Below are 15,278 nucleotides of genomic sequence, written 5' to 3'. Positions count from 1 at the left end.
TTCGAACAAAAAAGTACTATCATTTTCAACCTAAATCTCTGCTCTTAGCCAAATACATAGAACGCATGCTGTCTGGGACCATGCTACCACCCGTTGCCCACACAAGATGGGTTGCCTGTGCCATATGCTTTGTAAGTCCACGCTGTGCTAAATAGTGTTGACCTTTTTGGAGCACGCGAATGGCGCCAAACATTCCTGCATGTGCTGATGGCTCTAAAAATAATTTTTCGCTATCGATAGCTAAACCTAATGAGGTAAACAACTCTTCATCTGTCACTGTATAGCAGCCACTTATATACGTCTGCATCACTTTTCCTACAAACTTGGAAGCGCGGCCCACTGCAAGACCATCTGCTTCGGTTTTATTGTCTAAATCAATATCCTCTACACAGATAGCATCATGAAGCCCTGTTATTAAGCCTAGCGTCATGCAAGGTGAGGCAACAGGTTCTGCGAAGAAAATATGAACATGTTCGCCAAATATTTCTCGTAATCCGTAGGCAACACCGCCTGGTCCTCCCCCCACCCCACACGGTAAATACACAAACAATGGATATGTGGCATTGACAGCAACATTCATGTTTTCTAATTGCCCTTTTAAACGCATTGCTGCGACTGCATAGCCTGCAAACAAATCCTTTGAATTTTCATCATCTATGAAATGACACATAGGATCTAATTTTGCCTCTTGACGCCCCTGTTCAACGGCAACACTGTAATCAGCCTCATATTCAACTACCGTGGCACCTTTTTCTCTGAGTAAAGCTTTTTTCCATTCCTTCGCATCACTCGACATATGTACAACGACATTAAAGCCGAGCTTCTTGCCTATAATGCCGATACTTAAACCTAAATTTCCTGTAGAGCCAACCGCAATGGTATATTGCTGAAAGAAGGACTGAAACTCCGCTGATGCTAAACGCCCATAATCATCTGTTTTTAGAAGCTTCCCACTTGCTAATGCCAGCCTTTCAGCATGCTTTAAGACCTCATAAATGCCTCCTCGTGCTTTGATGGAGCCTGAGATAGGTAAAGCATGATCCGATTTTAAAAGCAACTGACCTTCTATCGACACACCATATTTATTTTCAAGCGCACTTTTCAAAGCAGGAATTTCTAGAATGTCTGATTCAATTAGTCCATTACTTTCCACAAGCTCAGGGAATGCCATTTTTAAATATGAAGAAAAGCGTTGTAACGTTTCCTCTGCTTCCTTTACTTCTTCCATCGTAAAGAGCGACGTTTCCGGCCGTTTTACCCAATTTGTATTTTCCCAAAGTACAGTATCTTTAGCTGCCATCGATTTTAACTGTGGAAATTGCTCTAAAAGATCATGCTTATGCTCATTTTTCACCTGTAGAGTCCTCCATTTCTTGTGCAGAAATCGCTCGTTCACAAATTTGTCGAAATTTCATTTCAAACGAAATATTGTTTTCTTGTGTCCTTTTTTTAGGGCCCTTGGTGCGTCCACCTGCTCGTCGAATTTTTTGACCAACATGGCGCATATCGAGCAAGCGTTCGATATTTTCATTAGACATTTCTCGTCCATTTTGATCAATGGGATATCCTCCTCTTGCTAACACCATTGCCGCTAGCCCATAATCCTGTGTAATGACAATATCGTGTTTTGAAAGCGCGTTCACTAGCGTAAAATCAACCGAATCAGGACCTTTCGGCACGATAATTGTTATTACATTATCACGTTCTACACGATGGGATGTATCGCAAAATAAGATAGTTTCAATCTCAAACTCAGATGATACAGATAGCGCCAAATCCACTACTGGACAGGCATCAGCGTCTATAAGAACCTTCACAATAAGGCATCATTCCTTTCTCATAATTAGATGAATACACACACTCAACATTATTTCAAAATAATATTTACCCGACCCTTCTTGCTCAATTTTTCACAAACTAAAAAAGTATTTTATTGAATAGTTTGAAAAATAAATATACGATACACCTATCAACTAAATGGGGGTTTTACTATGACAATCACAACTGTTAGCAACGAACAATTAGCTAAAGAATACGTAGATGGCGTATTCGAGCAACTTAAACAACAGAACTGTCATCAAGCGGAGTTTCTACAAGCAGCTGAAGAAATTTTCATTTCATTAGTACCTGTATTCGTCCAACATCCTGAATACATTAAGGCCAATATTTTATCTCGTATTGTTGAGCCGGATCGCATCATTTCCTTCCGTGTCGCTTGGCAAGATGATACGAACCAAGTGCAAGTAAATCGTGGGTATCGTGTACAATATAGCAATGTCATGGGGCCTTATAAAGGCGGTTTACGCTTCCACCCTTCTGTAAATGAATCCATCATTAAATTCCTAGGCTTTGAACAAATCTTTAAAAATGCATTAACAGGGCAACCAATCGGTGGCGGTAAAGGTGGTTCTAACTTTGATCCGAAAGGTAAGTCAGATTCAGAAATCATGCGTTTCTGCCAAGCCTTCATGACTGAATTATACCGTCATATTGGTCCAGATGTCGATGTTCCTGCTGGTGATATTGGTGTAGGTGCTCGTGAAGTAGGTTATTTATGGGGTCAATATAAACGTCTAACTAAAGCTAGTGAATCAGGTGTATTAACTGGGAAAATTCCTGGTTATGGTGGGTCCTTAGCACGTAAAGAGGCAACGGGTTACGGTACAGTTTATTTCGTCAATGAGATGTTAAAAGATGCGAACGATTCATTTGAAGGTAAAACAGTAGTCGTTTCTGGTTCTGGAAATGTTTCGACGTATGCGATTGAGAAAGCACAACAATATGGTGCAAAAGTAGTTGCTTGCTCTGATTCCGCAGGCTATATTTATGACCCAGAAGGCTTAGATTTAGATGTCATTAAAGAAATTAAGGAAGTTAAAGGTGATCGTATTTCAACTTACGTAACTTACCGACCAAATGCTACTTTTACAAATGGCTGCACTGGCATTTGGACTATTCCTTGTGACATCGCTCTACCATGTGCTACTCAAAACGAAATTAACGGTGAGTCAGCTCGTACATTAATTTCTAATGGGGTCAAAGCAATTGGCGAAGGTGCCAACATGCCTTCTGATCTTGAAGCAATTAATGAATTCTTAAATGCTGGTGTATTGTTCGGACCAGCAAAAGCAGCGAATGCTGGAGGAGTTGCCGTATCTGCTCTTGAAATGGCACAAGATTCAAGCCGCGTATTTTGGTCATTTGAAGAAGTAGATGCGAAACTTCATCAAATTATGAAAGATATTTATTCAGATAGTAAAGCCGCTGCTGAAAAATATGGCTTCCCTGGCAACTTAGTTATGGGGGCAAACATCGCTGGCTTTATTAAGGTGGCAAATGGAATGCTTGCTGAAGGCATTTATTAATTACTGTCCTAGCTAACTATCACAAATCCACCATCCAGTTACAGAGCATTTTAAAAACACAAGGTGATGACGATTATTCGTTATCAACTTGTGTTTTTATTGTAAATTAGCAATAAATGATAGAAACAAACACACAAAACGAACATTTTTCATATTAATTATTTAAAATATTCGTGTTATAATTTTAGAGTACTATGAATATTGGAGGGTTTTTTGTGGAATTAATGTATACAGGGAAAACGAAAAATGTGTTCAAATTAGAAGATGGTCATTATTTATTAAAATTTAAAGACGATGTAACAGGTGAAAACGGTGTGTTCGACCCAGGCGCTAATACGGTTGGCTTAACAATTGATGGTGCTGGCTTAGCAGGTCTACGCTTAACTTCTTATTTCTATTCTAAATTAAATGAACAAGGTGTACCTACTCACTATGTAGATGCAAACTTTGATGATGCAACAATGACTGTAAAACCTGCAACAGTTTTCGGAAACGGTTTGGAAGTAATTTGCCGCTTTAAAGCAGTTGGCTCCTTCTTACGACGCTACGGTGCCTATGTGAAGGAAGGCCAAGATCTTGATGCCTTTGTGGAAGTTACCATTAAAGATGATGATCGCCAAGATCCTCCGATCTCTGAAGATGCATTAGCTATGTTAAACCTGTTAACACACGAAGAATATGCCATTTTAAAACAACGTACAATTGAAATTTCTAAATTTGTAGGAACTGAGCTTGCTAAAAAGGGCTTAGCGCTTTATGACATTAAGTTGGAATTCGGCCGTGATGCCCAAACTAATGAAATTTTATTAATCGATGAAATTTCTGGTGGTAATATGCGTGCTTACAAAGGTGAGCAATATATTGAACCATTAGAGCTTGAAAAAATGATGTTAAGTAACTAATAAGAGTCGCCTTTGTGCGGCTCTTTTGTTATGAAAATAACTTATTTTTACTTTCTACGAAACTTTTCACTGTATCACTCGTATACTAACTATGCGTAACATGCAATTATTCTATTATTTTGGAGGTAGTTTGATGGAAAACTTTAATGACACACAGAAAGAAGAAAGGCCAAAGGTGAATCCTTTTATATCCGTTTGGTTACATCCAAAGCAAACCGCTCGCTATATGATTAACGAAAAATCAATCGGCTTTGCTATTTTGATTATGTCCATCGGTTATATCGGTTCTATCATGTCAGGGCTGACGGATTCGGAGTTTTTCACTGATCTTTCCCCTTGGTTATTGGCTTTACTGTGTGTAATTCTTGCTCCAATCGCTGGTATTATCGGGACAGCTATATCCGCTCTAATCACATGGCTATTTGGTAAACTATTTAAGGGTACTGGCACGTATTCAGACTTATTTAAAGGGCTGAGCCTTACAGCTGTACCATTTATAGTGCTTATTCCATTTTATTTAATATGGTTATTCACTTCACCAGAATCTTTACTTGATCCAAACTTTATGGGCTCACTGCCATGGATTTTTTGGCCTGCTCTTTTAGCTTCTATTGTTGTAACGATTTGGTCTTTCGTCATTTCAGTCGGTGTAGTAGCAGAAGCACACCAAATCTCTAATTGGATGGCCTTTTTCACTATCTTTATTCCTGGAATTATTTTATTCATCTTGTTCTTCGTTCTTTTCTTCATTATTCTCGTTGGGATTATTGGTGTTGGCATGATGTAAAAAAACCTCCCCTCTCATTTAAGAGAGTGGGAGATTTTTTTATAGTTTAAATTGGGCAATCAATGTCTTTAATTCTAAAGCTAATGTTGATAATTGGGCTGATTTTCCCGCCATAACGTCCATTGAGCTACTTGTCTGTTCTGTTGTCGCTGTCGTTTGCTCCACACCTGCCGCAGATTCCTCTGCGACCGCAGCAATTTCTTGAATTGCGCTATTCATTTTTTGGCCATCTTCGGTTACTTTTGATAAATTGCTGGAAATCAATTGAACACTATCTACAACATCATTAATAGAATTACTAATCGTCGTAAACGTTTCACTCGTAGCTTTAATTTGATTGGTACCTTCTTTTACTTCCTGATAGCCGTCCTCTAATGAGCTCGTAACGACATCAAAATCTTGCTGAATATTTGTGACAATCGATGTAATATCATTGACTGAAAAGGCTACTTGTTCTGCAAGCTTACGTACTTCATCCGCAACCACTGCAAATCCTTTGCCATGTTCCCCAGCTCTAGCAGCTTCAATCGCGGCATTTAAAGCTAATAAATTCGTTTGATCCGCGATATCTTTAATGACTACTACCAATTTTGAAATTTCCTGTGCTTGGGCATCTAAATTTTTTACTTTCTCTACGGCATTTTGTACAATACCATCAATCTTACTCATTTGAGAATTCGAAGATGTCATGAGCTGACTTCCTTCATTGGTTAAACCTAATACTTCAACAGAAGATTGATGAATATGCTCCCCATGCTGATTTGTTTCACGTAAATCCGCAGTAAAACGTTCCATTAAGGAAGTTAATTCGTTAGAATGATGCGCTTGTCCCTCGGCACCAGATGCTAATTCATTCATCGTAATAGCCACTTGCTCAGCACCCATATTCACTTCATTAGCTGATTGTGATAGCTCCTTACTGGATGTATTGATTAAATCAGACGCTTGAGCAATATTGTGTATCATGTCCTTCAATTTTGCGTGCATTTGATTCATAGCGTTTGCCAGTTTACCAATTTCATCTTTTGAGCGAATAGACATACTTTCTTGCGTCAAATCACCCTCCGCAAATCGCTCCATCGCTTGGACCACTCGGTTAATTGGTTTAGCCATACTACTCGCGTATTGCCAAATAACAAAAATCCCGATAATAATAGCCACACCAATCACAATAACCGTTAATTTCAATATACTCTCCGCTGGCTTATTAAAGTCTGCTAAATATGTACTGGCACCAATAACCCATCCCCAATACGGATCCGTTTCTGCATAGACCCCTTTTTCTTCTAGTTGATCGGAATTTGGTAATGGCCACGAATAGGAGGCAAATCCACCACCTTCATTCCCCTTAGCAATGATTTCCTGCATATACTTAACACCATTGTCATCCTGCTCGTCCCAGACATTATTTCCCTCGATATTTGGATGCGCAATAGAGTTACCCTTTTGGTCCACAACAAAGATATAACCACTATCACCAAGTTTAATATTTTTATTAATAGGTCGCTTTCCTTCACTATCCATTTCACCTAAAATAGCGATCTTTACTTTCTCTTGCGCTTCAGCTAAAGATAAATTGCCTGCCTCTACCTCTTGATTAAATTGTTCAATCATGGCAATGGTCATTTCCACACTGTTTCTTAAATTTTCTTTGCCCACCGACTCTAAATTTGATTTACTTTGTTGATAGCTTAGATAGCCTAACGTAATAAGGGGAATCATTAAAAGCAATAAAGAGAAAGCAATCAGCTTGGCTTTAATGGATCGGAATTGAACGAATTTTTTCATGTATTCTATCTCCTCTTTTTTATAGACTTAAGACCTATTTTTCTTTAAAAATATTACAACATTATGTATTTATACTTTTTAATAAATGGCACAAATTATTACCTTGTACTCACCAATTTTATTACATAAAAAGCTAAACAACAACATTTTTCGAGCAAATTCGATAAAAAAATGTAGAAAAGCATTTCTTTGCTTTTCTACATCTGCTGAATCTCCATATCTTTTATTTATTAAACAGATAGCGCAGTAGTTTGTTGGAATAGTTCCGACACGCCAGATTCGACCGCTGCTCCGCTAACTGCACGAGAGACAATTGCAACGACACGCTCATCCAAAGATTTCGGAACAATATATTCTTCCGCTAGCTCCTCATCACTCACAAGAGAAGCAATTGCTTCCACTGCAGCCAGTTTCATGGTTTCATTGATATCCGTCGCACGCACATCTAATGCACCACGGAAAATGCCAGGAAAGGCAAGGACATTGTTAATTTGATTGGGATAATCCGAACGACCCGTACCCATAACCCGTACTCCCCACGCCTTAGCATTTTCATACGTAATTTCTGGATTTGGGTTAGCTAATGCAAAGACCACTGGGTTTTCATTCATAGACGCAATATGCGCCTCTGTTAATAGATTAGCTACCGAAACACCAATAAAGACATCTGCACCAACGAGCGCATCATTCAGCGTACCATGTATTTTCTCCGGATTTGTTAAATGAGCAACCGCCTCTTTAATCGGATTCATCCCTTCTTTACGTCCCCCATAAATAATACCTTTTGTATCACACATAAAAATATTTTTATAGCCCATTTGCACAAGTATTCGCAAAATTGCGATCCCTGCTGCACCAGCGCCATTGATGACAACCTTCATTGTCGCAATATCCTTTTGCACAATACGATTGGCATTAATCATAGCGGCACCTACTACAATCGCTGTCCCATGTTGATCATCATGGAATACTGGGATATCACATTCCTGACGCAGACGATCCTCAATTTCAAAACATCTAGGTGCTGAAATATCCTCTAAATTTACCGCCCCAAACGTAGGGGCAAGCGCCTTCACAATGCTGACGATTTCATCCGTACTTTTTGTATCTAAACATATTGGAAAAGCATCAACATTGGCAAAACGCTTTAACAAAATCGCTTTCCCTTCCATAACTGGTAATGCAGCTTTAGGTCCTATATCCCCCAACCCTAAAACAGCTGTACCATCTGACACAACTGCCACCATATTCCCCTTCATTGTATAGTCATAAACCAACGATGGATTTCTTTCAATTTCCACACACGGTGCAGCCACTCCAGGTGAATAGGCAAGACTTAGATCATAAGAATCCTGTACTGGTACTTTTGAAATCACCTCTAATTTACCACTATAGTGTGCATGCATTTCTAAAGCTTTCTTCATGACATCCATTCCATCCCATCCTTTTCCCTTTGTTTTTCATTATATTTTAGAATCATATTACTTTGTGAAAATATAGTCAACGAATTTTCTGTCAATTTATTTTTTCTTTCGAAAAATCAGTGTTATAAGACTTCTTATGCATTTTTCTGTCAAATTAAACTTTTCACAATCAATTATCTTAAAATAGTTAATATCAGGTCATGAATAGTGGGATTTGTACAACTATCGCCTTTCAAGCTGTTCAACACTTCACATAGTATTTTTCTTGTGTAAATGAGAATTTTTTCACAAACTTATGTAAGCGCATCCATTGAGCCAATTGAGTTTGTCACAATTTATCCACATTTTTTCACAGAGTTTTTTATTATTTTTGTTATAGCTTTTAAGCCCACTAAAAAAAGAGCCCTATCGCAAGGACTCTTGTGTAAAATGACGGATAAATGCATTGATTATATGTTTAGAAGACCATTGATCGCCAGACACTTTAACAATGGGATATTCTCGAGGGAAAATACTGGACGTCATCTCCTCTACTGAATAACCTTGTTGAAACAACTGACGAACCTTCTCTTCCATTTCTTCAATATACGCTATTTTTTCTAGTATTCTATTTCGGCCATTTGCTAGATAGCCTCCATGACAACAATAAATTTCGTTAAAATCATAGTTTAATAATTTCTTTAAGGATGCTAAGGTATGTACAATATTTTCTTCATCGAGTACTACCTTTGTTTTCGTTTGAATGTATAAATCTCCCGTGAACATAGCACCTGTTTGACGATTATAAAAAGCCAGATGATCTGTCGTATGTCCAGGTGTTTCAATAACATCCCAGACAGCTGTTTTCGTCTGCAATGTAGTCCCTATCGGCTGCGCTAGAAAAGCTGGCCGCTCCCCCCATAACGCTTGACGGTACAAAGGATAATCCCCATCCTGCGTACAAATCTGAAGAGACTCGCTGTGAAGATAAATAGGAACATCTCTTTCCTGCTGAAGCCACGCGGCATTACCCGCATGATCCTCATGCGCATGAGTTAAGGCGATTTGCTCCATTGGCAAATCTTTAAAAAATGATTGAAACTCCTGTGACAAAGAATTAGAGCCTGTATCAATTAATAAACCATCCACAAAAAAGCTATACACACTCATACCAAACCCCTGAAATGCTACCTTTCCAAGCGCACATTGTACATCACCATGGCATTGAACAACAATGCTCGTCTCACGTTTAAACATCCACTTTCCCCCTTTTAAAAGAGTGTAGCATAAAATGAATGTTGAGTCATTTTGATTTCTATAGGCTGTTTTGGGGCATGTTATCCGGCGCTTTTTTGGCTCTATCCATCACTTCCTCTATTCTATCCTTCTATTTTCGGGGATTTGAGCCGTTAGCAACTCTACCTATTTATTTCGAGCAAGTTATCCTGCTCTTTTCGGGTCTATCCGCTACTATTGGCACTCTATCCGTCACTTTCCAACTTCTATCCGTCACCTCCAACTTCCTTTCCACCAATCTCCCCCGCACCGAGCCACCTCCACAAAAAAAACGCTCACCTAAGTGAGCGTTTTTGCTTCGATCCTTATTCATTTGTACCTTTTTCAACATCGTATTGTGTAATCCAATCACTAAAGCTACCTACATATAATTGGATGTTTTCATAGCCTTCATCTGCTAATACGGCATAGAGTGGGGATGCGGTTACACCACTGCCACAGTAGACCACCACATGTTCATCTGGTGCAACTTTTTGACGCAATGTATCGTTGGCCTGCAATTGACCATCTGTCTTTAATTGCTCCCAGTCAAAGTTTTTCGCTGTTGGTATATGGCCAGCTACTTTATCTAATGGCTCAACTTCTCCACGGTAACGCTCAGCCGCACGAGCATCTAGTAAAGTCGCTTTGACTTCACCTTCCACAATTGCCTTTACCGCTTGGCGTGGAGCATAAAGCTCATCCTTCCAATCAAAATCAATGATGGTTGGTGGGTATTTAACGACATCTTTTGTAAATGGTATTTTCATTTCCAATGCAGATGCGCCTCCATTAATAATGACCACATTTGGGAAACCTGCATACGTCAGCATCCACCAAGCACGTGGAGCGAATGGGGCTGCTCCTTGATCATAGATAACAATTTGATCTTCATAACGCAAGCCTAATTCTTGAAATACCGACATCAATTTTTCTTTGTTCGGCATTGGATGACGACCGTCTTTACTGTCCATATCAGATAGCTGCTGCTCTAAATCAATATAGATTGCTCCTATTGCATGACCTTCTTCAAATGCTTTTTTTCCAGCTTCTTTGTCTTGTAAATCAAAACGAGCATCGATAAAACGGACACCATCAAACTGAATTTCATCCACTGATTTGAATACTTTTCCCATAGGAATCACCTCATGCGTATTGTAATTGTGCGTAAATCGCTTTCCAAGAAGCTAAACGGCTTTCTTCTTGAAGCGCCAATCTTTCTGTTTCAATTTGCTCAAGCGCTTGATGATAAATATATAAACGTAATTTTTCTGCTTCCTCTGCAATAAACGTAATGGCCCATGTCATGAGAGAAACTTTCTGTGCATCTAAATAATCCTGTGCATCTGGTTTTGTTAAAGTTTCTAGTGCCTCGCTCAGCTTCACTTTTTCATTCTTCTCAAAGAAAGCTTTTTGGTTGCGGAAGTGAGATTTTACGCTAGCATATTTTGAAATATCGCTAAATGGACCTTCAAAATCAAGTAAATTTGGCTCAGAAGATTCAAATGCTAAGAACGAGAAGCTACGGTTAAGCTCTTTTAGCTCACGTACTTCGTCTTTAAAGCGATGCTGCATTTTTTTGCTAATAAACTGAGATAAACGGAAGTTGGTAACACGCATTTCTTGTGTAAAGTCGAAACGTAAGCTTTGCATCACTTCCTTCAATGCATGCTCCAATGCTTGCTGTGCTGGCATAGCCGCAAATGTTGAAGGATTATACCCTTCCTTAAAGAATTCAGGGTAACGATAGTAGACACGCTGTAGAACATAATAGAGAAGCTCATCAAGCTCTTGCTTTGTCTCACTTTCCAGCATACTTGTATTAAGCACACTAAACTTCGATTGAATATGCTTTTCAAGTACTGTTAATTCCTCTAAACGCTCATCCTTACGTTTTAGGTTTTCCTCTGTTTGTGCAATTAAATCCGCTAAACGTTGCTCTGTTTTATCAACTTCCTCCGCAAGAGCCTGCACCGCTAATGCACTCAATTCGTCATTTAAGAATGTATGGAAGTCATTTTCAAACGGCGGCATACCAGATGCTAAGTCTGAACCTTCTACCTTTTCATTTAACGCTAGAAGACTTGATACACCATACAGTCGTGGGAATCGAATTCCAAAACGCTGTAATTCTGAACGAACATAGCCTTTTACATCTTCCTGCTCTTCATCTGTTGTCGCCAAATCAATGGCATTTACAATAAAGAACATTTTATCCAGTTCAAATGCATCTTTTACACGACCAAGCTGAATTAAAAACTCACGGTCAGCTTTGGCAAATGCATGATTATAATACGTAATAAATAGGATGGCATCCGCATTCCGAATATATTCAAAAGCTACACCTGTATGTCGAGCATTAATGGAGTCTGCTCCTGGCGTATCCACCAATGTAACGCCCATGCGCGTTAATGGACTATCATAATAGAAGTCGATATTGTCCACAAAGCATGATTTATTTTCTTGCGCAACAAATTTTTCAAATTCAACGCGATCCACTCGAATAATAGTTCCAAGCTCAGACTTGAACGTTGGATACCCTTCCTTATAGGCGCGAATAAATGATTTGTGCACATTTAAACGCTCATCTGTCAACTGGACAGCAAGCCCTTCATCAGCTCGATTATACGCTTCCTCCAATGAATGAACGGATAAGCCAATCGCTGCATATGACCCTTTAATATCCTCTAACATTTGATCAGCTGTTTTAAGCTGGACATCGGCCGTTTCATGAGGATGCTCCGGTGTAACTGGACGAATTTTATTGATAGCTGCGGTTGTTGGGTTTGGCGATACAGGTAATACCTTCGCTCCCATTAATGCATTCGAGAAGGATGACTTCCCAGCACTAAAAGCCCCAAACAAAGCAATCGTAAAGTCTTTTTTCTGTAGGCGTTCCACTTTATTTTCTAGATATTGAGCAACTTCAGCAAAACCTTGTACTTCTTTTACAGAATTGGCAGTATGCAGAGCACGATTAATAACTCCATCTATTGGCAAACTCGTCGCACTAACAGTTTGCTGAGCTTCTTCTTGCTGAATGACTTGTTCTTTTGGTTGTAGCATGGACTCATCAAACAAACGAATCTCTGCTAAATCCTGTTTAAAGGAATTTTCCCAATTTGTTAGCTGCTCATTCGCAACTTTCCGGATTTCATTGCTCGCTTGATGCATAATGCTCGCACTATATTGTTGGTAGCCTTCGATTTCAAGTACAGCCCTAATAGCATCCACTTTGTCCTGCATGCCTGCCATTTTTAACTTCGAAGGAGCCGCTGTTTCTGTTGCCACCGCTTCTAATGTTGTCGCTTGTGCTTTTTTCCAGCTATCTGTTTCCTGAATAAAATAGCGCTTTGTTGCCTCTGCCACACGGTTGGCAAAGTTTAATACTGCATCACCTGTTAACAGTGCACCTGTTTGAACTTGCTGTTCAATTAATGCAAAAGGTAGGTCGAATGGATAAGCATCAATAGCTGACGCACGTTCTTCACTTAAGGCACCGACGTCCTTCAATGCATTTTTCATAAGGCCTTTTAAATGCCCTGTAATTTGGGCATGGACAACATTTTGATAGGCACTATAAGCATCTTCTTTACGACGGTTACGCTCTTCCTCTGTTTTTTTCTTCGCAGTAAAGAGCCCGCCTACCTTAAAGCCATCCTGCATACTTTCTAAATAAAGACGTAAGCGATCACGTAAGTCAGCTGGCATAATGGCAGCATTGGCAAGCAATTCTTTCCGCTGCTCCTCAAATGTTTCATTCCACGCCTCGACAGAGAACAGTTCTACCTGACGATTTAATTTGTTGTATTGCTCTAAAATATCTTGGTGGTTTGCCCAGTCATCGGCACTTAAAATCTCTTCATCTAACGCTAGACGATCCTCTTTTTCTTCCATTAAATAATTGTCATGCTCGCTTTGCAATAAACGTAATGTATTTGTTGCTGTTTGGACAAGCTGGTCCTGCCAATCGTTCATACTATCCATCACAATTTTCTTTACAGCTTCAAAATCGTTATGTGGGTGGTCAGGCTCTCTCAATGATGTAAAAAATACACCTTTTGGAACAACGCCCCATGCCGCAAAGGAATTATGAACGGTTGCTTTAAACTCTTCAAAGCTCAATTCATTCTCTTTATGCTTATCAATCATATTAACAATCAAATAAACATTTGGATTATATTTCATTAATTGCTTCGTGAATTGGAAATTCAACTCCGATTGCACATGGTTGTAGTCCATTGTATAGAATACGATATCGGCAATATGGAGTGCAGATTCTGTCGACATGCGGTGTGCATCATCTGTTGAGTCTACCCCTGGTGTATCCATCACGGTAACGCCATACGGTAGTGTTGACCCGCTATGGCCAATTTCAATTTGAGATACCAAATCCCCATTTTTGCTAAGCTCTTTGACCGTTTTAAAATCATAGCCTGCCTCAAATTTAACAGGCTTTTCATTGTGCATATAAACAATCGCAAAGTCTTCCTCTGATTTATGCACTTTAACGATATTTGCACTTGTTGGAATCGGGCTAGATGCTAATAAATTCTCGCCAGACAGCGCATTAATCATACTCGACTTCCCGGCTGAGAAATGGCCTGCAAAACCAATCACATACTCTTTTTGCTGAATTTTTCGAGCAAAAAGTGATGTTTTATCCATGCGCTCCGTATCACCATTATGCTGATATATTATGTATTGCAAAGCGGCTTGCTTTAGTAGCCCCTCCAATTGTTGATCAAAATCTTTCATGAAACCAGTAACCCCTTTTTCGTTAATTATTCATAATTAGTATTCTACCTTATTCAACTAGCAAAGTATAACACTAATTTACGGTAAAAAGCATGTATGCCAACGCTTCTATCCGACTAGTATTTATAAAAAAAGCATGTTTGTCAGAAATAATCCTTAACGAATGATAGATGCTCAACTAGATTAAATTTTATTTTCTTCATATTTTATAGTAACTGAATTCGGGGCAAAGGTTAAATTCACAAGAATGGAGTGTGATAACACATGGTCAACCATAAGCATGGTCAAATAAGTAATAAAAGCTGTGATTGTAACAATGAGGATCGATTTATTTGGCCCCGTATAAAAGCCTCTTACGGTCCAATCGTCCCTCCCACCGAAGTTGTCCCAGAAGGAGTAGTCATTCCAACGATTAATAGATATTTTTACATTTTAACAAGCGATCTTGATTTAACAAACGGAGCAATCCTACCCGCTACTCTCTTTTGGAATGATCAGACAGATCCCATTACTGAATTCGTGATTTTTTCACCAAATGGCTATATCAATTTGTATATTAATGCTGTTATGCAAGAGGGCGGTATTTATTCACTATCAAACACGGCCTTAACCATTACTCCTTACGATGGCACATTATTTAGAGGAACGCCCATTATAATTGAATCATTAGGCTTCACCATAAAATAAAGACAATAAAGGGCGTAAATGAATAGCATTTCTATATTTGTTGACGTGCTGCAAACAGTAGGTTTTCTTATAACTTTCATTTTAAAAAGCACCAATACATGTAAAAAAACTACGAATGTATCGGTGCTTCTGTATTCTTATTACTATATTGCCACTTTTACTTTTATTTCTTACATATTAGGTTACCCGTTACTTGGTTTATAATGGATAGTTTCTCTGCTTTTGAGGTTTCTTGAAAGCTACTTTACAGGTTTACTTGCTGGCCCACTCACTTTATTTTTATCGTCCTTCAACCCTAGCGCAGCATCCAGTT

General features: G+C 39.0%; 11 protein-coding genes. 4 read left to right on the top strand and 7 right to left on the bottom strand.

All coding sequences use genetic code 11. From position 1 onward, the window contains the following. Window positions 1–25 precede the first annotated feature (25 nt). Together B3D94_RS15910 and B3D94_RS15905 are read right to left on the bottom strand one after the other, a co-directional pair. Window positions 26–1,354 carry a D-serine ammonia-lyase gene (locus B3D94_RS15910; RefSeq protein ID WP_291758302.1) on the bottom strand — a complete coding sequence of 443 codons (1,329 nt, stop codon included), beginning with the start codon at window positions 1,352–1,354 and terminating at the stop codon, window positions 26–28. Next, window positions 1,344–1,817, bottom strand: coding sequence for a YaiI/YqxD family protein (locus tag B3D94_RS15905; RefSeq protein ID WP_069480817.1), 474 nt, complete (start codon window positions 1,815–1,817; stop codon window positions 1,344–1,346). The genes B3D94_RS15910 and B3D94_RS15905 overlap by 11 nt, the downstream gene beginning before the upstream one ends. 174 nt (window positions 1,818–1,991) lie before the next feature. On the opposite strand from B3D94_RS15905, the gene gdhA reads away from it, so the two are divergent. From gdhA to B3D94_RS15890, 3 genes are all read left to right on the top strand, one after another. Then, window positions 1,992–3,365 (top strand): NADP-specific glutamate dehydrogenase, encoded by a 1,374-nt coding sequence (gdhA, locus tag B3D94_RS15900; RefSeq protein ID WP_069480816.1) that lies wholly within the window; start codon window positions 1,992–1,994, stop codon window positions 3,363–3,365. Between the two features lie 215 nt (window positions 3,366–3,580). Next, window positions 3,581–4,267, top strand: a complete 687-nt coding sequence (locus tag B3D94_RS15895) for a phosphoribosylaminoimidazolesuccinocarboxamide synthase (protein ID WP_069480815.1) — start codon at window positions 3,581–3,583, stop codon at window positions 4,265–4,267. 133 nt (window positions 4,268–4,400) lie between these two features. Next, window positions 4,401–5,054: a Yip1 family protein gene (locus tag B3D94_RS15890; RefSeq protein WP_069480814.1), complete on the top strand. Its 654-nt coding sequence runs from the start codon at window positions 4,401–4,403 to the stop codon at window positions 5,052–5,054. Between the two features lie 39 nt (window positions 5,055–5,093). Here the strand turns inward: B3D94_RS15890 and B3D94_RS15885 are convergent, their stop codons facing one another. The 5 genes from B3D94_RS15885 to B3D94_RS15865 all read right to left on the bottom strand — a co-directional run bounded on the left by B3D94_RS15885 (window position 5,094) and on the right by B3D94_RS15865 (window position 14,278). Then, window positions 5,094–6,842, bottom strand: a complete 1,749-nt coding sequence (locus B3D94_RS15885) for a methyl-accepting chemotaxis protein (protein ID WP_291758297.1) — start codon at window positions 6,840–6,842, stop codon at window positions 5,094–5,096. A 230-nt stretch (window positions 6,843–7,072) separates the two neighbouring features. Next, complete coding sequence (locus tag B3D94_RS15880; RefSeq protein WP_069480812.1) at window positions 7,073–8,275, bottom strand: NAD(P)-dependent malic enzyme; 1,203 nt, start codon at window positions 8,273–8,275, stop codon at window positions 7,073–7,075. 396 nt (window positions 8,276–8,671) lie between these two features. After that, window positions 8,672–9,502, bottom strand: a complete 831-nt coding sequence (locus tag B3D94_RS15875; RefSeq protein ID WP_291758295.1) for an MBL fold metallo-hydrolase — start codon at window positions 9,500–9,502, stop codon at window positions 8,672–8,674. Between the two features lie 344 nt (window positions 9,503–9,846). Next, the gene (locus B3D94_RS15870) at window positions 9,847–10,656 is read right to left on the bottom strand and encodes a sulfurtransferase (protein ID WP_069480809.1); all 810 of its coding nucleotides are present in this window, start codon (window positions 10,654–10,656) and stop codon (window positions 9,847–9,849) included. Between the two features lie 10 nt (window positions 10,657–10,666). Continuing rightward, the gene (locus B3D94_RS15865; protein ID WP_291758291.1) at window positions 10,667–14,278 is read right to left on the bottom strand and encodes a dynamin family protein; all 3,612 of its coding nucleotides are present in this window, start codon (window positions 14,276–14,278) and stop codon (window positions 10,667–10,669) included. A gap of 264 nt (window positions 14,279–14,542) precedes the next feature. Between B3D94_RS15865 and B3D94_RS15860 the strand changes: the two genes are divergently transcribed. Then, window positions 14,543–14,965, top strand: coding sequence for a DUF4183 domain-containing protein (locus B3D94_RS15860; protein ID WP_069480807.1), 423 nt, complete (start codon window positions 14,543–14,545; stop codon window positions 14,963–14,965). The last annotated feature ends 313 nt before the right edge of the window (window positions 14,966–15,278 follow it).

It is taken from the genome of Lysinibacillus sp. UBA5990, from assembly GCF_002429815.1.
Lineage (GTDB): Bacteria > Bacillota > Bacilli > Bacillales_A > Planococcaceae > Lysinibacillus > Lysinibacillus fusiformis.
Note: the sequence above shows the minus strand (reverse complement) of the source record. Positions and strands in the feature narration are given on the sequence as shown.

Excerpts from the sequence above, each read along its gene's own strand:
- B3D94_RS15890 (WP_069480814.1), top strand. The coding sequence starts at position 4,401 with ATGGAAAACTTTAATGACACACAGAAAGAAGAAAGGCCAAAGGTGAAT.
- B3D94_RS15870 (WP_069480809.1), bottom strand. The coding sequence starts at position 10,656 with ATGGGAAAAGTATTCAAATCAGTGGATGAAATTCAGTTTGATGGTGTC.
- B3D94_RS15880 (WP_069480812.1), bottom strand. The coding sequence starts at position 8,275 with ATGGATGTCATGAAGAAAGCTTTAGAAATGCATGCACACTATAGTGGT.
- B3D94_RS15885 (WP_291758297.1), bottom strand. The coding sequence starts at position 6,842 with ATGAAAAAATTCGTTCAATTCCGATCCATTAAAGCCAAGCTGATTGCT.
- B3D94_RS15875 (WP_291758295.1), bottom strand. The coding sequence starts at position 9,502 with ATGTTTAAACGTGAGACGAGCATTGTTGTTCAATGCCATGGTGATGTA.
- B3D94_RS15860 (WP_069480807.1), top strand. The coding sequence starts at position 14,543 with ATGGTCAACCATAAGCATGGTCAAATAAGTAATAAAAGCTGTGATTGT.
- gdhA (WP_069480816.1), top strand. The coding sequence starts at position 1,992 with ATGACAATCACAACTGTTAGCAACGAACAATTAGCTAAAGAATACGTA.
- B3D94_RS15865 (WP_291758291.1), bottom strand. The coding sequence starts at position 14,278 with ATGAAAGATTTTGATCAACAATTGGAGGGGCTACTAAAGCAAGCCGCT.